Source organism: Curtobacterium sp. VKM Ac-2865 (assembly GCF_015350905.1).
Taxonomy (GTDB): domain Bacteria; phylum Actinomycetota; class Actinomycetes; order Actinomycetales; family Microbacteriaceae; genus Curtobacterium.
Genome location: NZ_JADKRZ010000003.1, coordinates 1 through 20,415 on the forward strand (window position 1 = coordinate 1; position 20,415 = coordinate 20,415).

Annotated in this window: 23 protein-coding genes; 14 read left to right on the forward strand and 9 right to left on the reverse strand. The window is 71.8% G+C overall.

Annotation, left to right across the window (positions count from 1 at the left end; genetic code table 11):
• Nucleotides 1-503 precede the first annotated feature (503 nt).
• The 7 genes from ITJ54_RS08790 to ITJ54_RS08820 form a co-directional block, all read right to left on the reverse strand.
• Nucleotides 504-1,271, reverse strand: coding sequence for an ABC transporter ATP-binding protein (locus ITJ54_RS08790; protein WP_194627437.1), 768 nt, complete (start codon nucleotides 1,269-1,271; stop codon nucleotides 504-506).
• Nucleotides 1,268-2,077, reverse strand: coding sequence for an ATP-binding cassette domain-containing protein (locus ITJ54_RS08795; RefSeq protein ID WP_194627439.1), 810 nt, complete (start codon nucleotides 2,075-2,077; stop codon nucleotides 1,268-1,270). Before ITJ54_RS08795 ends, ITJ54_RS08790 begins: the two co-directional genes overlap by 4 nt.
• The gene (locus tag ITJ54_RS08800) at nucleotides 2,074-2,985 is read right to left on the reverse strand and encodes an ABC transporter permease (RefSeq protein ID WP_194627441.1); all 912 of its coding nucleotides are present in this window, start codon (nucleotides 2,983-2,985) and stop codon (nucleotides 2,074-2,076) included. The genes ITJ54_RS08795 and ITJ54_RS08800 overlap by 4 nt, the downstream gene beginning before the upstream one ends.
• Nucleotides 2,982-3,944, reverse strand: a complete 963-nt coding sequence (locus ITJ54_RS08805) for an ABC transporter permease (RefSeq protein ID WP_194627443.1) — start codon at nucleotides 3,942-3,944, stop codon at nucleotides 2,982-2,984. The genes ITJ54_RS08800 and ITJ54_RS08805 overlap by 4 nt, the downstream gene beginning before the upstream one ends.
• Nucleotides 3,945-4,006: 62 nt before the next feature.
• Nucleotides 4,007-5,509 carry an ABC transporter substrate-binding protein gene (locus tag ITJ54_RS08810; RefSeq protein WP_194627445.1) on the reverse strand — a complete coding sequence of 501 codons (1,503 nt, stop codon included), beginning with the start codon at nucleotides 5,507-5,509 and terminating at the stop codon, nucleotides 4,007-4,009.
• A gap of 81 nt (nucleotides 5,510-5,590) precedes the next feature.
• Entirely contained in the window at nucleotides 5,591-6,331 is a 741-nt protein-coding gene (locus ITJ54_RS08815) for a DUF1684 domain-containing protein (protein ID WP_194627447.1), read from the reverse strand.
• Nucleotides 6,332-6,423: 92 nt separating this feature from the next.
• Entirely contained in the window at nucleotides 6,424-7,053 is a 630-nt protein-coding gene (locus ITJ54_RS08820) for a TetR/AcrR family transcriptional regulator (RefSeq protein WP_194627449.1), read from the reverse strand.
• An 85-nt stretch (nucleotides 7,054-7,138) separates the two neighbouring features.
• Here ITJ54_RS08820 and ITJ54_RS08825 point away from each other — a divergent pair, with 85 nt between their 5' ends.
• Together ITJ54_RS08825 and ITJ54_RS08830 are read left to right on the forward strand one after the other, a co-directional pair.
• The gene (locus ITJ54_RS08825) at nucleotides 7,139-7,885 is read left to right on the forward strand and encodes an SDR family oxidoreductase (protein WP_194627451.1); all 747 of its coding nucleotides are present in this window, start codon (nucleotides 7,139-7,141) and stop codon (nucleotides 7,883-7,885) included.
• Between the two features lie 94 nt (nucleotides 7,886-7,979).
• Nucleotides 7,980-8,990 carry an SPFH domain-containing protein gene (locus tag ITJ54_RS08830; protein ID WP_194627453.1) on the forward strand — a complete coding sequence of 337 codons (1,011 nt, stop codon included), beginning with the start codon at nucleotides 7,980-7,982 and terminating at the stop codon, nucleotides 8,988-8,990.
• A 74-nt stretch (nucleotides 8,991-9,064) separates the two neighbouring features.
• Here ITJ54_RS08830 and ITJ54_RS08835 read toward each other — a convergent pair whose 3' ends face one another.
• The gene (locus tag ITJ54_RS08835) at nucleotides 9,065-9,646 is read right to left on the reverse strand and encodes a TetR/AcrR family transcriptional regulator (protein WP_194627455.1); all 582 of its coding nucleotides are present in this window, start codon (nucleotides 9,644-9,646) and stop codon (nucleotides 9,065-9,067) included.
• A 94-nt stretch (nucleotides 9,647-9,740) separates the two neighbouring features.
• On the opposite strand from ITJ54_RS08835, the gene ITJ54_RS08840 reads away from it, so the two are divergent.
• The 7 genes from ITJ54_RS08840 to ITJ54_RS08870 all read left to right on the forward strand — a co-directional run bounded on the left by ITJ54_RS08840 (nucleotide 9,741) and on the right by ITJ54_RS08870 (nucleotide 15,511).
• Nucleotides 9,741-10,076, forward strand: coding sequence for a hypothetical protein (locus ITJ54_RS08840; RefSeq protein ID WP_194627457.1), 336 nt, complete (start codon nucleotides 9,741-9,743; stop codon nucleotides 10,074-10,076).
• A gap of 49 nt (nucleotides 10,077-10,125) precedes the next feature.
• Entirely contained in the window at nucleotides 10,126-10,578 is a 453-nt protein-coding gene (locus ITJ54_RS08845; RefSeq protein ID WP_194627459.1) for a nuclear transport factor 2 family protein, read from the forward strand.
• Nucleotides 10,579-10,719: 141 nt separating this feature from the next.
• Nucleotides 10,720-11,148: a hypothetical protein gene (locus tag ITJ54_RS08850; protein ID WP_194627461.1), complete on the forward strand. Its 429-nt coding sequence runs from the start codon at nucleotides 10,720-10,722 to the stop codon at nucleotides 11,146-11,148.
• Nucleotides 11,149-11,295: 147 nt separating this feature from the next.
• On the forward strand, nucleotides 11,296-12,273 hold the full coding sequence (locus ITJ54_RS08855) for a phosphate/phosphite/phosphonate ABC transporter substrate-binding protein (protein WP_194627463.1): 978 nt from the start codon (nucleotides 11,296-11,298) through the stop codon (nucleotides 12,271-12,273).
• 30 nt (nucleotides 12,274-12,303) lie between these two features.
• Nucleotides 12,304-13,149, forward strand: coding sequence for a phosphonate ABC transporter ATP-binding protein (gene phnC, locus ITJ54_RS08860; RefSeq protein WP_194627466.1), 846 nt, complete (start codon nucleotides 12,304-12,306; stop codon nucleotides 13,147-13,149).
• Entirely contained in the window at nucleotides 13,146-14,870 is a 1,725-nt protein-coding gene (locus tag ITJ54_RS08865) for a PhnE/PtxC family ABC transporter permease (protein ID WP_194627468.1), read from the forward strand. The genes phnC and ITJ54_RS08865 overlap by 4 nt, the downstream gene beginning before the upstream one ends.
• Nucleotides 14,867-15,511: a DapH/DapD/GlmU-related protein gene (locus ITJ54_RS08870; protein ID WP_323741651.1), complete on the forward strand. Its 645-nt coding sequence runs from the start codon at nucleotides 14,867-14,869 to the stop codon at nucleotides 15,509-15,511. The genes ITJ54_RS08865 and ITJ54_RS08870 overlap by 4 nt, the downstream gene beginning before the upstream one ends.
• An 11-nt stretch (nucleotides 15,512-15,522) precedes the next feature.
• Here ITJ54_RS08870 and phnF read toward each other — a convergent pair whose 3' ends face one another.
• Nucleotides 15,523-16,314, reverse strand: a complete 792-nt coding sequence (phnF, locus tag ITJ54_RS08875) for a phosphonate metabolism transcriptional regulator PhnF (RefSeq protein WP_194627470.1) — start codon at nucleotides 16,312-16,314, stop codon at nucleotides 15,523-15,525.
• 153 nt (nucleotides 16,315-16,467) lie between these two features.
• On the opposite strand from phnF, the gene phnG reads away from it, so the two are divergent.
• The 5 genes from phnG to phnK are packed head-to-tail and all read left to right on the forward strand — an operon-like array spanning nucleotide 16,468 to nucleotide 20,408.
• The gene (gene phnG / locus ITJ54_RS08880; protein WP_194627472.1) at nucleotides 16,468-16,950 is read left to right on the forward strand and encodes a phosphonate C-P lyase system protein PhnG; all 483 of its coding nucleotides are present in this window, start codon (nucleotides 16,468-16,470) and stop codon (nucleotides 16,948-16,950) included.
• On the forward strand, nucleotides 16,947-17,567 hold the full coding sequence (gene phnH, locus ITJ54_RS08885) for a phosphonate C-P lyase system protein PhnH (protein WP_194627474.1): 621 nt from the start codon (nucleotides 16,947-16,949) through the stop codon (nucleotides 17,565-17,567). The genes phnG and phnH overlap by 4 nt, the downstream gene beginning before the upstream one ends.
• Entirely contained in the window at nucleotides 17,567-18,715 is a 1,149-nt protein-coding gene (locus ITJ54_RS08890; protein ID WP_194627476.1) for a carbon-phosphorus lyase complex subunit PhnI, read from the forward strand. The genes phnH and ITJ54_RS08890 overlap by 1 nt, the downstream gene beginning before the upstream one ends.
• Entirely contained in the window at nucleotides 18,712-19,632 is a 921-nt protein-coding gene (locus ITJ54_RS08895) for an alpha-D-ribose 1-methylphosphonate 5-phosphate C-P-lyase PhnJ (protein ID WP_194627479.1), read from the forward strand. The genes ITJ54_RS08890 and ITJ54_RS08895 overlap by 4 nt, the downstream gene beginning before the upstream one ends.
• Nucleotides 19,629-20,408 (forward strand): phosphonate C-P lyase system protein PhnK, encoded by a 780-nt coding sequence (gene phnK / locus ITJ54_RS08900; RefSeq protein ID WP_194627480.1) that lies wholly within the window; start codon nucleotides 19,629-19,631, stop codon nucleotides 20,406-20,408. The genes ITJ54_RS08895 and phnK overlap by 4 nt, the downstream gene beginning before the upstream one ends.
• The last annotated feature ends 7 nt before the right edge of the window (nucleotides 20,409-20,415 follow it).

Consider the following 20,415-nt stretch of genomic DNA (forward strand, 5'->3'; position numbering starts at 1 on the left):
GACCGGCACCACCGTCCACGTCTCCGCCGACGCCGCGAAGCTGCTCAACAGCACCTTCAAGACCGACGCCGTCAAGGCAGGCCTGCTCGTCGGCACCGCCACGATCACCGCCCAGATCAAGTAACACCCCCGCGGGCACGCCCCGCACGCACCACCCACGAGAACGCCGCCCCAGCCGGGGCGGCGTTCTCTGCGTTGCTCGGGGGTCCAGGCGTCACGGGCCCATTCGATGCCGGTTCCCCTCCGCGACGATGACAGATCCGGTCGTCTCCGCCCGAGATTCCCGAACCAGATCCGTCACCCCGCTGGCCACGAACCACCGCGCCCACGGACAAGCGCCGATCGAACGACCCGCCACGCGCGAAGCAACCCATCACGGATGCGTTGGGAAGCGGAATCGAGCGTGGGAGGTCAGAACGAACGACCCCGTACGCGCGAAACGACCCGCTGCGCGCGGAGTCACACGCTGCGCGTGGGACGAGCCGCCCAGCCACCCGTCGGCGTCAGCGCGGCAGGCGCGGCACCGCGTCGAGCAGCGCCCGCGTGTAGTCCGACTCCGGAGCGGCCAGCACCCGGGCGGTGTCCCCCTGCTCGACGACGCGCCCGCCACGGAGCACCACGGTCGCCGCACACAGCCGCGCGACCACGGCCAGGTCGTGGGAGACGAGCACGATCGTCATGCCGTGCTCCTCGGCGAGCCGCTCGAACAGCTCGAGCACCGCGACCCGCGTCGTCAGGTCGAGCGCGCTGACGGGTTCGTCGGCCACGAGCACCCGCGGCCCGGACACCACGGCACGGGCGATGGCGATGCGCTGGCGCTGTCCGCCGGAGAACTCGTGCGGGTAGCGACGGCCGGCGTCGGCGTCGAGCCCGACGTCCCGCAGGGCTGCGGCGACGCGGTCGGTGGCCTCGGAACCGGACGCCACCCCGAGGGACCGGAGCGGCTCCCCCACGATGCGGTCCACGCGCTGCCGGGGGTCCAGCGACGAGTACGGGTCCTGGAACACCGGCTGCACGGCCGTGCGGAAGCGGTGCATGCCGGCGCGGTCCCGCAGGTCGAGCGCCGAGCCGTCGAAGGACACCGTGCCGGAGTCGGGCGATGCGAGCCCGAGGAGCATCCGGAGCACCGTGGTCTTGCCGGCGCCGGACTCCCCGACGATGCCGAGGTGCTGCCCGGGCTGGACGGCGAAGGACACGTCGTCGAGGGCGAGCCCCGCGTGCCGCCCCGGGTACCGGAACGCGACGTCGTCGAGTGCGAGCAGGGCGGTCATCGGGGTCCTCCTCGGCCGCGGTCGAGCGCGTCCTGCAGTGCCCGCGCGCTCCCGATGAGCCGCTGCGTGTACGGGTGGCTCGGCGCCGCGATGACGTCCCGCACGGGCCCCTGCTCGACGGCACGCCCGTGCTCGAGCACGAGCACCCGGTCGACCGTGCGGGCGACCACGGACAGGTCGTGGCTGATGAAGAGCATGCCCATGCCACGGTCGGCGACGGCCCGGTCGAGCAGGTCGAGCACCTCCGACTGCACCGTGACGTCGAGCGCGGTGGTGGGCTCGTCCGCGATGAGGACCCGCGGTCGACAGGCCAGCGCCATCGCGATCGCGACGCGCTGCCGCTGTCCGCCGGAGAGCTCCCACGGGAACGCGCGGGACACCCGGTCGGGGTCGGGCAGGGCGACGTCGACGATCGCCTCGCGCACGGCGGACCGCAGGGCCTCGCCGCGCAGCCCCCGGTGCCGGCGCAGCGGCTCGGCGATCTGGTCGCCGGCGCGCATGATCGGGTCGAGCGCGGTCATCGGCTCCTGGAACACCGGCGCGACGGCGGCACCGCGGACGCCACGGAGCGCCCGCTCGGTCGCACCGACCACCTCGACGTCCCCGACCCGGATCGAGCCGGTGACCGTCAGGGCGGACGGCAGCAGGCCCAGCACGGCGAGCGCAGTGAGCGACTTGCCGCTGCCGGACTCCCCCACGATGCCGAGGCGGCCGCCGTCCTCGACGGCGAACGAGACGCCGTCGACGAGCGCCGCACCGTCGGCGGTGGTGATGCGCAGGTCGGTGACCTCGATGGCGGGGCTCATCCGAGCCTCCTGTCCGGCTCTTCGGTGTCCGTCGCTTCTGGGGTGGTCGTGACCGGCACGGCCGGGAGGCTCGGTGCGGCTCCGCGCGTCGCTCGCCGTCCGCGGCGGGTCGGGTCCGCGACGTCGCGCAGACCGTCCGCCAGCAGGTTCGCGCCGATGACCAGGGCGACGAGCGCGAGGCCGGGTGCGAGGACGCCGGCGGGTGCCTCGAAGGCGGTCTGCTGGGCGTCCTGGAGCATCCGGCCCCACGACGCGTTGGGCGGCGGGGCGCCGAGACCGAGGTAGGACAGGCTGGCCTCGGCGAGCACCGCGAGCCCGAACTGCAGCGCGAGGTTGACCGCGAGCGTCGGCCAGATGTTCGGCAGCACGTGCTCGGTGACCACGCGCGCCCACGAGGTGCCGGAGGTCCTGGACGCGGTGACGTACTCCTGTCGGAGGACCCGCCGGGCCAGGATCCGGACCAGTCGGGCGACGACGGCGGTCATCACGAGGCCGATGGCGATGATCGCGGTGCCGAGGGAGGCGCCCCGCGCAGCGACGAGGAGCATCGCGACGAGCAGCGTCGGGAACGCGATGACGATGTCGAGGACGGCGGACAGGGTGTCGTCGAGCCAGGGTCGCGCGAACGCGGCGGCCAGGCCGACCGCGGTACCGAGGACCCCGCCGACCAGGACCGCGCCGAGGCCGGTGGCGAGCGCGATCCGCGCACCGATGAGCAGCTGGGTGGCGAGGTCGCGGCCGAGGGTGTCGGTGCCGAGCCAGTGCGCGCCGCCGGGCGGAGTCAACCGGCTGCCGGACGTGTCGTACAGCGAGTACGGCAGCCAGATCAGCGAGACGACCGCGGCGACGACGACCAGGCCGACGAGCACGATGCCCACGGTCAGGGACACCGAGCGGCGGGCGCTCATCGGTTCCCCGAGACACTCGAGCGCAGGCGCGGGTCGACGATGCGCTGCACGACGTCGGCGATGAACCCGATCACGAGGACGGCGACGGTGGAGACGAGGAGCACGCCCTGGATGCTCGGGTAGTCGTGCTGCTCGATCCCGGTGATGAGCATGCTGCCGAGGCCCGGCAGGGCGAAGACGCTCTCGACGACGACCGCGCCGAGGAACGTCGATGCGAGCTCGATGCCGAGGACCGCGATCACGGGGACGACCGCGGACCGGACGCCGTGGCGCAGGAACGCCGACGCGGTGGAGGCCCCGAGTGCCCGGGCGGTGCGGATGTGGTCGGCGCCGAGGACGTCGAGCACCGCGCTCCGGATGTAGCGGGCGATCGACGCCGTCATCACGACGGCCACGGTGATGATCGGCAGCGCCAGCGACTGCAGCGCGTCGCCCGGGTACGTCCAGTCGTCGCGGGGGAAGCCGCTCGACGGCAGGAGCCCCCACTGCAGCGACACGACCTGGACGAGCAGGATGCCGATCCAGAAGACGGGGACCGCGATGCCGAGCTGCGTGATGCCGGAGAGCAGCACCCCGTACCAGCGGTCGGCCCGGGCGGCGGCGACGAACCCGACGACGCTGGCGACGACCACGGCGACGACGAACGCGATGAGCGTCAGCGGCACGGTCACGACCAGGCGCTGCGCGAGGTCCGGCAGCACCGGCAGGCCGCTCGTGAAGGACGTGCCGAGGTCGAGGTGCAGCATCTGCCCGAACCAGTGCACGAACTGCTGCGCCAGCGGTTGGTCGGAGCCGACCGCCCGCCGTGCCGCTGCGACCTGGTCGGGTGTGGCGTTCGCCGCGAGGAGGGCGTTCGCCGGGTCACCGGGCAGGATCCGCAGGAGCGCGAACACCACGACCAGGGACGCCGCGAGCGACAGCACGAGGATGCCGAGGCGGCGGAGGACGTACGCGGTCATGGGGTGGTGCGGATCCTGCCTGGTGGGTGTCGGTGCGGGGCCGGCGCGTTCGCCGTCCGCGACTACGAGACGGTGATGCCGGAGACGGGGAACTGCGAGTTCAGCCCGTTCTTCCAGTATCCCGTGACGTCCTTGTCCGACACGACGATCTGCGGGTACAGGTACAGCCAGTCACTCGCCGCGTCCTTGACGATCTGCTCGTTCGCCTGCTTGAGCAGCTCGGTCTGCTGGTCCTCGGACGTGGCCTGCTCGGCGTCCGCGATGTCCTGCTGCACGTCGGCGTTGTCGTACCCGAAGTAGAAGTCGGGGTCGCCGTAGAAGACGACGTCACGGTCGTTGACGTGCTCCTGCAGCGTCGCCTCGAAGTCGTGCTGCTGGTACACCTTCGTGTACCACTCGTCGGCGCTGATCGTGTTGATGTCGACGGTCACGCCGACCTTCTTCAGCGCGCTCTGCAGGTACTGCGCGACCGCGGGGTGCGGGTCGTACGACGGGGTGTCCAGCGTGAACGTGAAGCCGTCGGCGTGACCGGCCTGCGCGAGCAGGTCCTTCGCCTTGGCCGGGTCGTACGCGTTGACGCTCGTCAGGTCCTGGTACCAGGGGTCGGTCGGCGGGACCATCGACCCGTTCACCGTGCCGTAGTCACCCCAGATCGCCTTGAGCAGGGCCTTGCGGTCGACGGCGGCCGAGATCGCCTGGCGGAGCTTCACGTCCGTGAACGGCCCCTTCGCGTCGTTGAACGCCAGGAGCTCCTTCGTGGTCGAGTCGCCCTCGCTCACCGTGTACTTGGACGTGTCGGCCGTGAACCGGGAGAGCGCGTCCGGGGACTGGATGCTCGTGACGACGTCGACGCGGCCACTGGCCAGGGCGTTCGAGAGCGTCGAGGCACTGGTGAAGTAGTCGAACTCGACGCCACCGTTCGCGGGCTTCTTCCCCCAGTAGTCCGCGAAGGGCTCGAGGGTGAGCGAGGAACCGCGCTTGAACGTGCCGAGCGTGTACGGCCCGGTGCCGTTCTCCTCGGTCTTGAGCTTCGTGGCGTCCGCGGGCACGATCCACACGTACGACAGGTTGTAGACGAACGAGATCGAGCGCTTCGACAGCGTCACCTCGACGGTGTCGTCGTCAGGGGTGGCGATCGACTTCACGACGGCCAGGCTCGACTTCCGCGACGACTGCGAGTCCTCGGCGGTCACGCGCTCGATCGAGCTCTTGACGTCGGCGCTCGTGAGCGTGCCACCGTCGTGGAACTTGACGCCCTTGCGGAGCGTGAACGTGTAGGTCAGGCCGTCGGAGGACGTCTTGTAGGACGTAGCGAGCAGCGGGGTGACCTTGCCGTCGTCGCCGAGGCGGAACAGGCCCTCGTAGACGTTGTCCTGGAAGGCCTCGTTGACGCCCTGGCCACCGCCGTCGACGTTGGAGAGGTTGGTCGGCTCGTAGAGGGAGCCGATCGCCACGGTGGCGTCGGCGCCGGAGGACGAGCCGCCGTTCGAGGACGAGCAGCCGGCGAGGGCGAGGCTCAGGGCGATGCCGGATGCGACGAGCGCGGCTGCGGTGCGGGACTTCACGGGACTCCTGGTCGTTCGGGGTCGGGTTCGGGGGGTGGTGCTCGGTGGGGGCGACGGCCGGTGCCGGGTCGCTCCCGTCTGTCAGGCCTGGTTCGCGACGTACCGCTCGCCGGCGTTGACCGGCACGTGCAGGCGGTTCTGGAACGGCGGCAGCGGGCAGTTGTACTGGTCGCTGAACCCGCACGGCGGCACGAAGGCCTGGTTGAAGTCGAGGACGACGTCGGACTCCTCGCCCGTCGTTGACCCCGCCGGACGCTCCACGAAGAGGAAGCGGCCGGTGCCGTAGGTGCGGTCGGCGTCGTCGGTGCTGCGGTTCGTCGGGTCGCCGAAGACCAGGAGCAGGGTGCCGTCGTCGTCGAAGGCGCTCAGCGTGTACGAGCGGCCGTCGATCGTCGCCGTGATGTCGCCGGGGACGACCAGGTCGCGCGTGGCACCGGCGGCGTCGCGGAGGTGCTCGTAGGGGATGGTGCGGCCGGGCTCGGCGGGGGTGAAGTGCGCGGTGATGCGCCAGGCCGGGTCGTAGGGGAAGACCGGGACCTCGACGAAGGACCGGTTCGCCGGGGACTCGGCGTCCCACAGGCGGTAGCCGTGCTCGGGCGCCCCGGTGTCGAGGTCCTTCCGGTGCACGGCGGTCGCCACGACGCTCGCGGGCTGACCGTCGAGGACCGCCTCGAGGTCGGGCTCGGTGCCGTCCGGCAGCCAGACCGTGGACACGAGTGCGAGGTCGCCCTGCGGGCCGGTCACCCGCTGGCGGCGCGCCTGTCGCCAGTCGTGCCAGGAGGAGGGGGCGTCGTTCGTCGTGTCCGCGTCGGTGATGCTCATCGGGATCGACAATCGCAGACCGGCGCTCGGTATTCCCCTGCAGCGTCACACGGAGCAACACCTGTGGTCGTGGCGGGTGCGCTCGGTGCGGCTCAGGACCAGCTGCCGTCGTCCCGCCCGAGGTGGTCGCGCCCGAGCTCGGTGACCGGGACGGCACCGAGGCTGGTGAGCCCGATGTCGAGCAGCGTCGCGCGGGACGCCCCCGACCCGCCGAGTGTCGCCATGCCCTCCATCACCGCGCAGAAGTACGCCCCGAGCGAGTCGGCGTCCGCGTCCGGGTCGACCTCGCCGGCCTCCTGCGCGTCGACGATGCACGCCGCGTAGTGCGCCCGCATCGTGTCGAACGCCGTGGCCACCGCCGACGCCACCTGCGGGTCGTGGGCCCCGAGCTCGACCGCGGCCTTCGTGAACAGCGACGGAGCAGCCTGCGCCGACCCGTGCGTCACCGCCACGTGCACGAGCTGCGCCCGGATCCGGGTGACGGGGTGGTCCGACCCGTGCCGGATGGTCTCGACGGCGTCCACCGCCTCGGCCGTGTCGCTGAGGAACGCCCGCATGAAGAGCTCCCGCTTGCCACCGAACGCGTTGTAGAGGCTCTGGCGGGCGAGCCCCGTCGCCTCGAGCAGGGCGTCGAGGGAGGTGCCGGCGAACCCGGTGTCGGCGAACGCCTGGCGTGCGCGGGCGACGACGTCGGCCTCGTCGAAGGTACGGGGTCTGGGCACAGGGCTCCTCGGAGTTCTTGACTGATCGGTCCACAACGACGTACGTTGTGGATCACGCAGTCAAAAACTACACGGGAGGACCATCATGGGCCACACACTGCAGGACAAGACCGCACTCGTCACCGGCGGGACGTCGGGGATCGGGCTGGCCGTCGTCCGACGGTTCGTCGAGGAGGGCGCGCACGTCGTCGTCACCGGTCGACGCCAGCCGCAGCTCGACGCCGTCTCGGCCGAGTTCGGCGACGCGGTGACCGCCGTCCGGGCAGACGCGTCCGACTCCACCGACGTGGCGACGCTGTTCGAGGCCGTCGCCGCACGTGGCACCGGGCTCGACGCCGTGCACGTGAACGCCGGCGGCGGGGCGTTCGGGCCCCTGGCCGACGTGACCGCCGACGACGTCGACACCGCCTTCGCGACGAACGTCCGCGGGGCCGCCCTCACGGTGCAGGGCGCGCTGCCGTTCCTCCGTGACGGCGCCGCGATCGTCGTCACCGGTTCCACCTCCGCCTCCGGCACCGAGCCGGCTCTGGGCCTCTACGGTGCGTCGAAGGCCGCCGTCACCGCGATGACGCGCACCTGGGCGGCCGAGCTGGCGCCCCGCGGCATCCGCATCAACACCGTCACCCCTGGGCCGACCGAGACCCCGGGCCTCGCGGGCCTGTCCCCGGACGCCCCGGACGCGCTGCTCGAGCAGATGGCCGCCGGGATGCCGATCGGTCGCCTGCTCCGGCCGGAGGAGGTCGCCGCCGCCGTCCTGTTCCTGGTGTCGGACCAGAGCTCGGGCATGACCGGCAGCGAGCTCGTCGTCGACGGCGGCAGCACGATCGCCTGACCGGAGCACGCAGGGGCGTCCGCCGCGCACTGGGGGCACGGCGGACGCCCCGGACACGGCAGACTGCAGGGACCCGAATCCAGGAGTGTTCTTCATGTTCGTCGCCGCCATCGTCTTCCTCGTCGCCGCGCTCGTCGCGCTGTCCTTCCGCGGACGGACCTACACGATCCCGGAGCGCCCGGCCACCCCGGGCCGCGAGGCCCGTCCAGCGCTCACCACCCGTCGCCCGAACACGGTCGCCACCTGGACCGCCGTCAGCGCCGGCGTGCTCTTCGTCGGCTTCACCATCGCGAGCACCGTCTACGCGCAGGACACGGGCGAGTCGAAGGTGCAGGTCGACATCTCCGGCAACATCGTCGGGCAGACCACGGACTCCGGCTTCCACGTCAAGGCCCCGTGGGCGACGCTGCACACGTTCAACATCCGCAACCAGACCGTCACGTACATCAACTCCGTGAACGGCTCCGACTCGGACAACAACGGCAACATCCGCTCCGGCCCGTTCGTCACCGTGCAGGACCAGGACGGCGTCTCGTCGAACATCAGCCTGAACCTGCAGTACAGCATCGACGCGAAGTCGGTCACCGACATCTACCGGTCCTACAAGACCGAGGAGAACTTCAAGACGCAGTTCATCGGCAACTCGGTGCGCAGCGTCGTCCGCCAGGTGCCGAACGACTTCACGACCATCGAGCTGATCACCAAGCGCGGGTCGGTCGAGAAGTCGATGATCCAGGCGCTCGAGAAGCGGTGGAAGGGCTCCGGCGTGCACGTCGACAACTTCTCGCTGCAGGAGATCACGCCGCCGAAGTCCGTCATCGACTCCTACGCCGCAGCGCAGCAGGCCCAGATCCAGGTGACGAAGGAGCGCGCGCTGCTCGATGCCAAGAAGGTGCAGGCGCAGCAGCAGGTCGCCGAGGCCCAGGGCCAGGCCGACGCGAACAAGGTGCTCAACGCACAGCCGCTCTCCGACGCCGCACTGAAGCAGCGTGAGATCGAGGCCCTCAAGAGCGCCGGCGACAACGGCTCGCTCATCGTCGTGCCGCAGGGCACGGACAACATCCTCAGCCTGCCGGGGACCGGCAGGGGCTCGTCGACCAAGTGACGGTCGGGCCCGTCCCGGCCCGCTGACGGACGGGAGGCTCGTGGCGGCGCCGCCACGAGCCTCCCGTCCGCCGCTCACCGGACGACGCGGTCGAAGACCCCGACGAGCTGGTCGGCGAGCGCGGTCGCGTCTGCCCCGCCACCGAGTGACTGCAGCGCGCCGTCGCGGACCAGGGCGACCAGCCCGTGCGCGAACGCCCAGCTGACGAGCGCCATGACGGGCGGTACGCCGTCGGGCTGCCCCTCGACGGCGATGGTGGTGGTCGCCGACGCGAGGACCCCGATGCTCTCGGCCTGCGCCGCCTGCAGGGCCGGGTCGTCGGGGTGGAGTTCGTCCGGTCGGAACATCAGCTCGAACAGCGCCGGGTGCTCGAGTCCGAAGTGCACGTAGGCGCGCCCGAGGTCACCGAGCCCGGGGCCGTCACCCGCGCCGACCGCCCGCAGTCGGTCGGTCAGCTCGGCGAACCCCGCGGTCGCGATCGCCGTCAGCAACCCCGCCCGGTCTCCGAAGAAGTACTTCGGCGCGGCATGGGAGACCTCCGCTCGCCGGGCGATGCCCCGCAGGCTGACGCCCGCCAGACCCCGCTCGGTGAGTTCTGCCCGTGCGGCGGCGACGAGCCGTTCGCGTGCGTCTCCTGGAGTGCTGTGGTCGGTCATGGAACGATCTTGGCGAACGGGGTTGACACTGTCAAGCGGAGGGTGCATGCTGATGTCACTTGACAGCGTCAACCACAACCGGAGGAACCCGCCCATGTCGAACACCGCCACCACCACCTCGATCGCCTCCATCGCCTCCATCGCCTCCCGCGGCAGCATCCGCTCGATCGCCTCGGCCGCGTCCCGTGAGTCGATCGCCTCGGCCGCCAGTGCCGGCTCCGCCGCCAGCGCCGCGTCGTTCGGGTCCGCGTTCAGCGCCGCGTCGTTCGCGTCGGCGTTCTCCTTCGGGTCGGCGTTCTCGTTCGGCTCGCTGTTCTCGATCGGCTCCGTCGGGTCCGTGCTCTCCATCGGCTCGGTCGGGCAGTTCGGTGCCGTGTTCGGCGTCCCGGTCCTGCCGACCCTGCTCCGCGCCGCCGGCCTGGGCGCCTGAACCCCGCCCACCAGCCACCCCACACACGACCCCGACAGGACACGCCGCCATGTACCACGCACTCGTGAAGCGCCTCGCCGCGAAGAACTTCGAGCTCATCAACACCAAGGGCCACGCCGAGCTCCTGGCGTCGTGCACCCCGGACATCAGTCACCGGTTCGGCGGCGACCACGCCCTCGGCGGCCAGCGCCACACCCGCGACGCCCTCGCGACGTGGCTCGACCGCCTCGGTCGACTCGTCCCCTCCCTGCGCCTGACCATCACCGACATGTGGGTCAAGGGATGGCCGTGGGACACCACCGTGATCATCCGCTGGACCGGCACCGCGACCTTCCCCGACGGCTCCCCGTACCACCAGCACGGCGTCCACGTCGTGGCACTCCGCTGGGGCAAGGTGACGGCCATCGACGCCAACGAGGACTCCCAGGCCGTCACCGTCCTCATGGCGGCCGTCGCCGCCTCCGGGGTCGACGAGGCTGCCGCAGCCCCAGTGCTCAGCTGAGCCGATGGCGGACGGGAGGCTCGTGGCGGCGCCGCCACGAGCCTCCCGTCCGGCATCCGCCTGGCCGGGTGGCCGTGACGGACGCGTGTTAGGTTGTGCACAACTTTGTTCCGGTCCCCGCCTGAAAGGCAGCTGCCCCTGATGTCGTCCCGTCTCCGCCCCACCCGCTCGACGAAGCCCAGGACCGTGGTGCGCATCCTGCTGGGTGCGGCCATCACCTGGGCCGGGATCAGCCACCTCACCGTGGCCCGGCAGGAGTTCCGCGCACAGGTCCCCGAGTTCGTGCCGCTCGACCCCGACGTCACCGTCCTGGCGTCGGGCATCGCGGAGATCTCCATCGGTGCCGCACTGGTGCTCCTGGTCCGCCGACAGGCGACCGTCGGCTGGGTCGCCGCCGTGTTCTTCGCCGCGGTGTTCCCGGGGAACATCGCGCAGTGGCTCCACCACCGGGACGGCTTCGGCCTGGACACCGACACCAAGCGGTTCGTCCGGCTGCTGTTCCAGCCCGTCCTCATCGCGGTCGCGCTCTGGGCGACCAACGCCCTGCGGACCGGTCGCCGGGGGCGCTGACCATCCGGGGGAGTTGTCTGGATTTCTGGACTGGTTCACGGATTCGTCACTGAGGCAGGGGCTCCGCTCCACCTGACGTCCTTACCGTCACCGTGACACGCATGCGGAACCCACCGCGGCGCGTGCACGACCGGAAGGCCCTCCCCCATGCATCTGTCCCGAAGCACGCGCATCGGCGTCGTCGGCTCCGTCCTGGCCCTCGCCGTCGTCGCCCTCACCGGCTGCTCGGCAAGCAGCAACGCCGCCACCAGTGACTCCTCCGCCGGGTCCTCGACCGGCACCTGGGCCAAGTCGAAGGGCACGCTCGTGTTCGGCGCCGTCCCCGACCAGGCCGGCTCGGACGCCAACAACAAGCCGCTCGAGGAGTACATCGCCAAGAAGACCGGCTACGAGGTCGAGTACTACCCGACCGCCGACTACACGGCGCTCATCGCCGCGGCCGTCGCCGGCAAGGTCGACGTGATGTCCTCCGGCGGGCTGCAGTACGTGCAGGCCACCAACAAGGGCGCCGCCCTCGAGCCGGTCGCCGCGACGCTCAGCTCCCCCGACGTGAAGGACCCCGGGTACTACTCCGAGGCCATCACCAAGGCCGGCTCGTCGATCACCTCGCTGAAGCAGGCGAAGGGCAAGACGGTCTGCTTCGTCGACCCGAACTCCACCTCGGGCTTCCTGTTCGGGCTGTACCAGCTGAACAAGGCCGGGGTCGACGTCTCGACCTCGGGCACGGACGCCAGCGGCAACCCGAAGTTCGACGCGTTCACCGCGTACTTCGCCGGCGCCCACGACAAGTCCGAGCAGGCCGTGGCGTCAGGTCAGTGCGACGTCGGGTTCGCCGAGGACTCCATCGCGGAGCCCGCGGCGAAGAAGGGCGAGGTCGAGGTCCTCGGCAAGCAGTACGTGCCCGGCGGCCCGCTCTCGATCTCGACGAAGCTGCCGAAGGACGTGCAGACGAAGCTCGGCGACGTCCTGTCCGGTGCCTCGCCGGAGGCCATCAAGAAGGCCGGGATCACCCTGACCGACGGCTTCACCGAGGGCTACTTCGGGGTGCAGGCCGAGGACGCGTCGTACTACAAGTCGATCCGCGACCTGTGCTCCACCATCCCGAGCGCCGACTGCGCCAAGTGACGCGCAGGACCTGGACGAGGGACTGACACCATGCAGCACACGACGACCTCCCCGGTGATCTCAGTGACCGGGGTCACCAAGGACTTCGGCACCACGAGGGCCCTCGACGACGTCGACCTGACCGTCGAGCAGGGGGAGGTCGTCGTGCTGCTCGGGCTGTCCGGCTCCGGCAAGTCGACGCTGCTGCGGCACGTCAACGGCCTCGAGTTCCCGACCTCCGGATCCGTCCGGGTGCTCGGCGAGGAACTCACCACGCTCCGTCCACGCGCCCTGCGGACGATGCGCGGCCGGGTCGCCATGGTCTTCCAGCAGTTCGAACTGGTGCCGGCGCTGACGGTGCTCGAGAACGTCCTGACCGGAGCGCTGTCCCGCCTGTCGGGTCCGCGGCTCGGCCTCTGGTCGTACCCGCGGGCCGTCCGGACCGCGGCGCTGACCCACCTGGACCGCGTCGGGCTGCTCGAGAAGGCCTACCAGCGCGCCGACGAGCTCTCCGGCGGACAGCAGCAGCGCGTCGCGATCGCCCGGGCACTCATGCAGGACCCGGAGGTGCTGCTCGCCGACGAGCCCGTCGCGTCGCTCGACCCGGAGTCGAGCGCGCAGGTGATGCGACTCATCCGCGAGATCGCCGCCGACGACGGCCTGACCGTCGTCTGCAGCCTGCACCAGGTCGACATCGCGCTCGGCTGGGGTGACCGGATCGTCGGGCTCCGGCACGGCGAGGTCGTCCTGGACCTGCCGACGGCCGGGATCAGCAAGGCCCAGGTCATGGAGATCTACGGCCGCGTGAGCACGTCCTCCGCCGAGATGCGGGTCATCGAGACGGAGCTCGCCGACGTCGGCCTGCTCGACCCGGCGCGCGCCGCCGGCGACCGATGACGGTCCTCGAGGCACCGCGCGTCACCGGCGCCGGTGACGTCGACGCCCGCGCGCCGCGCCGACCGGTCGCGGTCCAGCGGATCGTCGCGGGGGTCGTGGTGCTGGCCATGGTCGCCTTCGGCGCGTGGTCGCTGTCCGAGCTCGACTTCGGCTGGAGCGCCGTGCCGACGAGCATCGCGAACGCCGCGCGGGTGTTCGAGCAGATGGACCCGATCAGCTTCCCGGCACCCGGCGACCTGGTCTACCTCATCGGACTGACGATCGGCATCGTCATCCTCGGCACCGTCATCGCCGCGGCCGTCTCGGTGCCGGTCGCCTGGATCGCCGCAGCGAACACGACACCCGTCGGCTGGTCGCGCTGGGTCGGACGGGCCATCGGCGCGCTGACCCGCGCGGTGCCGGACGTCGTGATCGCGCTGGCGTTCTCCCTGACGTTCGCGCTGGGCAGTCCGCTGCCGGGCATCCTGGCGCTCGGCATCCACTCGATCGGGATGATCTCGAAGCTGTTCGCCGACGCCGTCGAACAGATCGACGACGGGCCCCGGCTCGCGATCCGTGCCGCCGGTGGCTCCCGCGCGCAGGAGTTCTGGTCCGGCGTCGTCCCGCAGGTGCTCCCCGCCTGGATCGCGATCACCCTGCACCGGTTCGACATCAACCTGCGCGGCTCCGCGATCCTCGGGTACGCCGGGGTCGGCGGACTCGGGTACGCGATGAAGATCGCGTTCGGGCAGTTCCCGACCGGCTACGGGCGGGGTCTCGGCATAGCGATCGTCATCTTCGCGCTCTGCGTCGTGCTCGAGGTCGTCTCGTCGACGATCCGGCGCAACCTGCTCGGCGTGGAGCCGTCCGGCCGCGGCCTCGGCGACCGGATCGTCCGTCGTGCGACGCGGAACCGTCCCGCTCCGGTCCGACGCGACGACCGGGGCGTCACCGTCGCGTCGATGTCCCGCCGACCCTGGACGCCGCGTCGGGTGCGCAACACCGCGTGGTCGCTCGCAGCCGTCGTGCTCGTGGTCTCGAGCTGGTGGATGGCCGGCGTCGACTTCGACGACATCGCGTGGAACCAGGTCGTGCCCACGCTGCAGAGCTTCTGGCCGCCGAACCTCGGCAGCCACACGTTCGGCGAGTTCGCGCAGGCGCTGCTCGTGACCGTGCAGGTGGCCTTCGCCGCCGCGCTCCTGTCGCTCGTCCTGTCGCTCGTGGTCGGGTCCCTCGCGGCGCGTAACGTCGCACCGAACGGAGCCGTCCGGGGCGTGTTCCGGGTCGTGCTCGTCGTGTTCCGCGGCGTACCCGAGCTCGTGCTCGCGATCTTCCTGATCATGGTGACCGGGCTCGGGAACCAGGCCGGCGTCGTCGCACTCGCCTTCGGTGGCATCGGGCTGCTCGGCAAGCTCGTCGCCGACTCCTTCGAGGAGGTGCCGTCAGGACCGGAGCAGGCCCTCACGGCGGCGGGGGCCACCCGGGGGCAGCGCTACCTGGCCGCAACGCTCCCCCAGGGTCTGCCGTCACTGGTGGGCAACTCGCTGTACCTCGTCGACACGAACATCCGCGCGGCGACGCTGCTCGGGATCGTCGGCGGCGGCGGGGTCGGCTTCTACCTGACGAACGCGTCCACGGTCCTCACCCTGCACGGCCAGGTGACGACGCTCGTGGCCATGGTGCTCGTCGCCGTGCTCGCGGTCGAGGGACTCGCGGCGTGGATGCGTCGGGTGTACCGGTGAGCGGCGACGGCCTGCCGGTGCCCGGACCGAACCGGCTCACCGAGGAACCGACCGTCGGGCCGGGCACCGTCATGACCGGCAGCACGCTCGGACGCTGGGTCGAGATCGGCGACGACTGCCGGCTCCTCGACAGCGCGATGGGCGACTACAGCTACTGCGACCGGCTGTGCGACATCGCCAACACCACCGTCGGCCGGTTCGCGAACATCGCGAGCGCCGTGCGGATCGGCGCGACCGACCACCCGCTCGACCGGGCGACCCTGCACCACTTCATGTACCGCAGCAGCCGCTACTGGGACGACGAGCAGGACGACGCCGCGTGGTTCGCCCAGCGTCGTGCACGTCGGACACACATCGGTCACGACACGTGGATCGGCCACGGCGCCCAGGTCAAGCCCGAGGTGACCGTGGGCGACGGCGCCGTGGTGGCGTCCGGCGCGGTCGTCACCAAGGACGTGCCCGCGTACGCCGTCGTCGCCGGGGTGCCGGCGCGGGTGATCCGACTCCGACAGCCCCCGGAGACCGCCGAGCGGCTGCAGCGGCTGGCCTGGTGGGACTGGGACCACGACACGCTGAAGGCGCGGCTGCCGGACTTCCGCACGCTGCCGGTCGAGGAGTTCCTCAGCCGGTACGGCGCGTAGGCCGCGGGACGCTACGGCGTGCCGACTCCCGCGTCGGGGTGTCCGACGCCGAGCACCCCGGCGCCCGCGTCGGGGTGTTCGACGTCGAGCTCGACCCGGTCCGCCCGGAAGCGGGTGATGCCGGCCTGCAGCGGCGTGCCGTCGGGCAGCGCGTCGAGGGCGTGGACGACCAGCACGACCGTCCCCATCGGCAGCGCCATGTCCGACGACTCGGCGCCGCTGGCGATGCGCGCCCCGACCGTCGTGTGCGCACGGAGGTAGTCCTCGATGCCCACGGCACGCAGGGCGGAGGTCATCGACCCGGTGCGGGCGAAGTGCTCGTCGATCCCGGCCACGCGCTCGGCGTCGAACCAGTGCGTGCCGCGGGAGATCGTGACGCCGTCGACGGACCGAGCCGACTCCATCAGCAGCGCGGGACGCCCCTCGAGCCGGAGCTGCTCGTCGACCTCGGACGGCGGCACCGGGACCGTCCGGGACTCCAGCAGCCGGCCGGACACGGCGGACCCGCGTCGGCCGAGGCTGTCGCTCAGGCGTGTCCGGAGGCCGATCCGGTGCACGATCACGGAGTGCTCGACGACGAACGTGCCGCTGCCGCGACGGGAGCGCACCAGGTCCTCGGACGCGAGCGCCGCCACCGCCTGCCGGACGGTGTTCCGGTGCACGCCGAAGCGTTCGGCGAGTGCGCCCTCGGTCGGCAGCTTGGCCGACGGCAGCAGCGAACCGTCGAAGATCTCGCGGCGGAGCTCGTCGGCGATGAGTCGCCAGGCCGAGTACCCGCTCGCCGATCGCCCCTGCACCGTCATGCGACCGCACTCTACCGTCGGCGGTGAACGGGCCAGTTCCCCGGATGTTCACCCGCTGTCGTGCTGCTCGTCGCCCCGTGCGGTCGTGCTGCTCGACCGACAGCGCTACGGTCAAGTTATCCAGAAACACAGACAACTTGATCGGAGGACGCGATGTCCACGAACTCAGCAGCACCGGCGGCCGTCGTCGAGCGGCAGCGGTGGATGCGCGCACTCGCGCTCGCACCGACCGCCGCCCTCGACGCCGCGTGGCGACGGCTCGAACCGAAGCCCGACGTGCAGGCGATCCGCGGTCCGGAGACCGGACTCGTCATGGTCCGCGCCCGGGTCGACGCCGGCGGGGACCGCTTCAACATGGGCGAGGCGACGGTGAGCCGGGCGACGGTCCGGCTGCACGGCGCCCCGCTCGACGCCGACGTCGTCGGGACCTCGTACCTGCTCGGCACCGACCTCGAGCACGCACGGCTCGCCGCCGTCTTCGACGGGCTGCTCGCCGACGCCGGCCTGCGCGAGCGCCTGCTCGCCGAGGTGGTCGGTCCGCTCGAGGACGCCCAGGTCGAGCGCGACGAGGCCCGCCGGGTCGAGGCCCGCAGCACCCTGGTCGACTTCTTCACGATCTCGCGGGAGCACGCATGAGCACCACGACGCCCATCCCCGCCCCCGGGTTCGACGACCCCACCCGTGGCGCGCAGCGGGTGTTCCGCGCCGTCCTCGACGCGCTCGCCCACCCCGGCCGCCGGTACCCGCTGGCCGTCCCCCCGGCACCCCCGACGGCGTTCGGCCCCGGGCTCGCCGCCGTCGCACTGACGCTGTTCGACGAGGAGTGCTCGGTGTGGATCGCCGGCGCCGCCGGCGACGACGCGGAACTCGCGGCCTGGCTGGCCTTCCACACGGGGGTGTCCCGCGCCACCCACCCGGCCGACGCCGACTTCGTCGTGGTGACCCGAGCCTCCCGTCCGGCCCTGGCCGACCTGGCCCAGGGCACCGACGTGGACCCGCACCGCTCCGCGACCCTCGTGCTCGACGTGCGCGACCTCGACGGCCAGCAGCCGCTCACCGCGAGCGGCCCCGGCATCGACGGCAGCGTCGACGTCGCCGCACCGTGGGTCGACGCCGCGTTCCTCGACGAGTGGCGGCAGAACGGTGCGCGGTTCCCGCGCGGCGTGGACCTGCTGCTCGTCGAGGCCGACCACGTCGCCGCGTTCCCCAGGACCACGCGGCTCGCCGCGTCCGACACCGCACAGGAGGCCTGATGTACGTCGCAGTCAAGGGTGGCGAGAAGGCGATCGCCAACGCCCACGCCCTGCTCGCCAAGGAGGGTCGGGGCGACCCCGAGACGCCCGTGATCGCCGTCGAGGCGGTCGCCGGCCAGCTCTCGGTGCTGGTGGCCCGCGTCATGAACGAGGGCTCGCTCTACGACCCCGAGCTCGCGGCGCGAGCCGTGCTGCAGGCGCAGGGCGACGTGCTCGAAGCCGTCACCCTCGTGCGGTCCTACCGCACCACGCTCCCCCGCCTCGGCTACACGCTGCCGCTCGACACCGCGTCGCTCCCCCCGCAGCGACGGATCTCGGCGACCTTCAAGGACCTGCCCGGCGGCCAGCAGCTCGGCGTCACGTTCGACTACACGCACCGGCTCTTCGCCGACGCCGCGACGGACGGACCCGTCGTCACGGAGACCGCGGCCGAGCCGTCCGGGCCGATGCCGCGCGTGAACGACCTGCTCGGCGACGCGTCGCTCATCGAGCCGGAGCGCCACCCGGACTCGACCGACCCGGAGCCGGCCGACCTGACGCGCGACCCGACGATGTTCCCGATGAGCCGGGCCGAACGGCTGCAGGCACTGGCGCGGGGGGACGAGGGCTTCCTGCTGTCCCTCGGCTACTCCACGCAGCGCGGCTTCGGTCGCACCCACCCGTTCGCCGGCGAGGTCCGGGTCGGTGAGGTCGAGGTGGAGTTCGACGCACCCGACCTCGGCTTCCCGGTGCCGCTCGGTCGGCTCGAGGTCACCGAGTGCCAGATGATCAACCAGTTCACCGGCAGCGCCGACAAGCCCGCCCAGTTCACCCGCGGCTACGGACTGGCCTTCGGGCGGAGCGAGCGCAAGGCGATGTCGATGTCGCTGCTCGACCGGGCACTGCGCGCCGACGAGTTCGGCGAACGACGCGTCGCACCGGCGCAGGACGAGGAGTTCGTGGTGAGCCACAGCGACAACGTGCAGGCGACGGGCTTCGTCGAGCACCTGAAACTGCCGCACTACGTCGACTTCCAGGCGGAGCTCGGCCTGGTCCGGCGGCTCCGCGGCGAGCACGAGCGACGCGCCGCGGGCGGCGCGGGCGGCGCGGGCGACGCGGCGACCACGGCGGCGAGCGCCGCTGTCGACACCGAGGCGGTGCCCGCATGAGCGGCGAGCTGGTGTACAACGTCGGCTACCTCGACGAGCAGACCAAGCGGATGATCCGCCGTGCCCTGCTGAAGGCCGTGGCGATCCCCGGGTTCCAGGTGCCGTTCGCCAGCCGCGAGGTCCCGATGCCCCGCGGCTGGGGCACCGGTGGCGTGCAGGTGACGGCGGCGGTCCTCGGCGAGGACGACGTCCTCAAGGTGATCGACCAGGGCGCCGACGACACCACCAACGCCGTGTCGATCCGGCAGTTCTTCGCCCGGGTGAGCGGCGCCGCGACCACGACCCGCACGGACGAGGCGACGGTGATCCAGACCCGGCACCGGATCCCGGAGACGCCGCTGCGTGACGGACAGGTGATGGTCTACCAGGTGCCGATCCCCGAGCCGCTGCGCTTCTTGGAGCCGCGGGAGACCGAGACGCGGCGGATGCACGCGCTCGAGGAGTACGGCCTGGTCTACGTCAAGCTCTACGAGGACATCGCGCGGTACGGGCACATCGCCACGACCTACGCGTACCCGGTGATGGTCAACGGGCGGTACCTGATGGACCCGTCGCCGACGCCGAGCTTCGACAACCCGAAGCTGCACCGGAGCCCGGCGCTCCACCTGTACGGCGCCGGCCGCGAGAAGCGCATCTACGCGGTGCCGCCCTTCACCGACGTCGTGAGCCTGGGGTTCGAGGACCACCCGTTCGAGCCCCAGCGGTTCGAGCACCCGTGCGCGATCTGCGGGTCGACGGGCGTGTACCTCGACGAGATCATCACCGACGACGCGGGCGGCGTGCTGTTCGCCTGCTCGGACACCGACCACTGCGAGCGGACGGTCGCCGCAGGCGGCGGGGCCGCGACTCGCGGCGGGGCTGCCGCCGTCACCACCGGCCCCGCCGCGGACACGACGACCGAGGAGGTCACCGCATGAGCGAACCACGTCCCCTGCTCCAGGTCCGGGGGGCCGGCCACCGCTACGGCGACCGGTACGGCTGCCGCGACGTCGACTTCGAGCTGTGGCCAGGCGAGGTGCTCGCCGTCGTCGGCGAGTCGGGTTCCGGCAAGTCCACGCTGCTCGGCACCCTCTCCCGGCGCCTGGCGCTGACGGAGGGCTCCATCCGCTACGGCACGGCCGACGGCGAGACCGTCGAGCTCGGCGACCTCAGCGAGACCGCCCTCCGACGGCTCTGGCGCTCCGAGTGGGGCTTCGTCCACCAGGACGCCGCCGATGGCCTGCGGATGCACGTCAGTGCCGGCGGCAACGTCGGGGAACCGCTCATGGCGACGGGGTGGCGGCACTACGGACAGATCCGGGCGGTGGCGGCGGAGTGGCTCGAACGCGTCGAGATCCCGGTGGACCGCATCGACGACACCCCGGCGGAGTTCTCGGGCGGCATGCGCCAACGTCTGCAGATCGCCAGGAACCTCGTGGTGTCACCGCGGCTGGTCTTCATGGACGAACCGACCAGCGGACTCGACGTGTCGGTGCAGGCCCGCCTGCTCGACCTGATCCGCTCGCTCGTCGCCGAACTCGGGCTGGCCGTCGTGATCGTCACGCACGACCTCGCGGTCGCCCGGCTCATCTCCCACCGCACGCTCGTGATGCAGGGCGGTCGGGTCATCGAGTCCGGTCTGACCGACCGGGTGCTCGACGACCCCCAGGCCGCGTACACGCAGCTCCTCGTCTCCTCGATCCTCCAGGGGTGAACCGACC

Bases quoted from the DNA above. Each gene is read 5' to 3' on its own strand.
- ITJ54_RS08790 (WP_194627437.1), bottom strand. From the start codon at position 1,271: ATGACCGCCCTGCTCGCACTCGACGACGTCGCGTTCCGGTACCCGGGG.
- ITJ54_RS08795 (WP_194627439.1), bottom strand. From the start codon at position 2,077: ATGAGCCCCGCCATCGAGGTCACCGACCTGCGCATCACCACCGCCGAC.
- ITJ54_RS08800 (WP_194627441.1), bottom strand. From the start codon at position 2,985: ATGAGCGCCCGCCGCTCGGTGTCCCTGACCGTGGGCATCGTGCTCGTC.
- ITJ54_RS08805 (WP_194627443.1), bottom strand. From the start codon at position 3,944: ATGACCGCGTACGTCCTCCGCCGCCTCGGCATCCTCGTGCTGTCGCTC.
- ITJ54_RS08815 (WP_194627447.1), bottom strand. From the start codon at position 6,331: ATGAGCATCACCGACGCGGACACGACGAACGACGCCCCCTCCTCCTGG.
- ITJ54_RS08825 (WP_194627451.1), top strand. From the start codon at position 7,139: ATGGGCCACACACTGCAGGACAAGACCGCACTCGTCACCGGCGGGACG.
- ITJ54_RS08830 (WP_194627453.1), top strand. From the start codon at position 7,980: ATGTTCGTCGCCGCCATCGTCTTCCTCGTCGCCGCGCTCGTCGCGCTG.
- ITJ54_RS08835 (WP_194627455.1), bottom strand. From the start codon at position 9,646: ATGACCGACCACAGCACTCCAGGAGACGCACGCGAACGGCTCGTCGCC.
- ITJ54_RS08840 (WP_194627457.1), top strand. From the start codon at position 9,741: ATGTCGAACACCGCCACCACCACCTCGATCGCCTCCATCGCCTCCATC.
- ITJ54_RS08845 (WP_194627459.1), top strand. From the start codon at position 10,126: ATGTACCACGCACTCGTGAAGCGCCTCGCCGCGAAGAACTTCGAGCTC.
- ITJ54_RS08850 (WP_194627461.1), top strand. From the start codon at position 10,720: ATGTCGTCCCGTCTCCGCCCCACCCGCTCGACGAAGCCCAGGACCGTG.
- ITJ54_RS08855 (WP_194627463.1), top strand. From the start codon at position 11,296: ATGCATCTGTCCCGAAGCACGCGCATCGGCGTCGTCGGCTCCGTCCTG.
- phnC (WP_194627466.1), top strand. From the start codon at position 12,304: ATGCAGCACACGACGACCTCCCCGGTGATCTCAGTGACCGGGGTCACC.
- ITJ54_RS08865 (WP_194627468.1), top strand. From the start codon at position 13,146: ATGACGGTCCTCGAGGCACCGCGCGTCACCGGCGCCGGTGACGTCGAC.
- phnF (WP_194627470.1), bottom strand. From the start codon at position 16,314: ATGACGGTGCAGGGGCGATCGGCGAGCGGGTACTCGGCCTGGCGACTC.
- phnG (WP_194627472.1), top strand. From the start codon at position 16,468: ATGTCCACGAACTCAGCAGCACCGGCGGCCGTCGTCGAGCGGCAGCGG.
- phnH (WP_194627474.1), top strand. From the start codon at position 16,947: ATGAGCACCACGACGCCCATCCCCGCCCCCGGGTTCGACGACCCCACC.
- ITJ54_RS08890 (WP_194627476.1), top strand. From the start codon at position 17,567: ATGTACGTCGCAGTCAAGGGTGGCGAGAAGGCGATCGCCAACGCCCAC.
- ITJ54_RS08895 (WP_194627479.1), top strand. From the start codon at position 18,712: ATGAGCGGCGAGCTGGTGTACAACGTCGGCTACCTCGACGAGCAGACC.
- phnK (WP_194627480.1), top strand. From the start codon at position 19,629: ATGAGCGAACCACGTCCCCTGCTCCAGGTCCGGGGGGCCGGCCACCGC.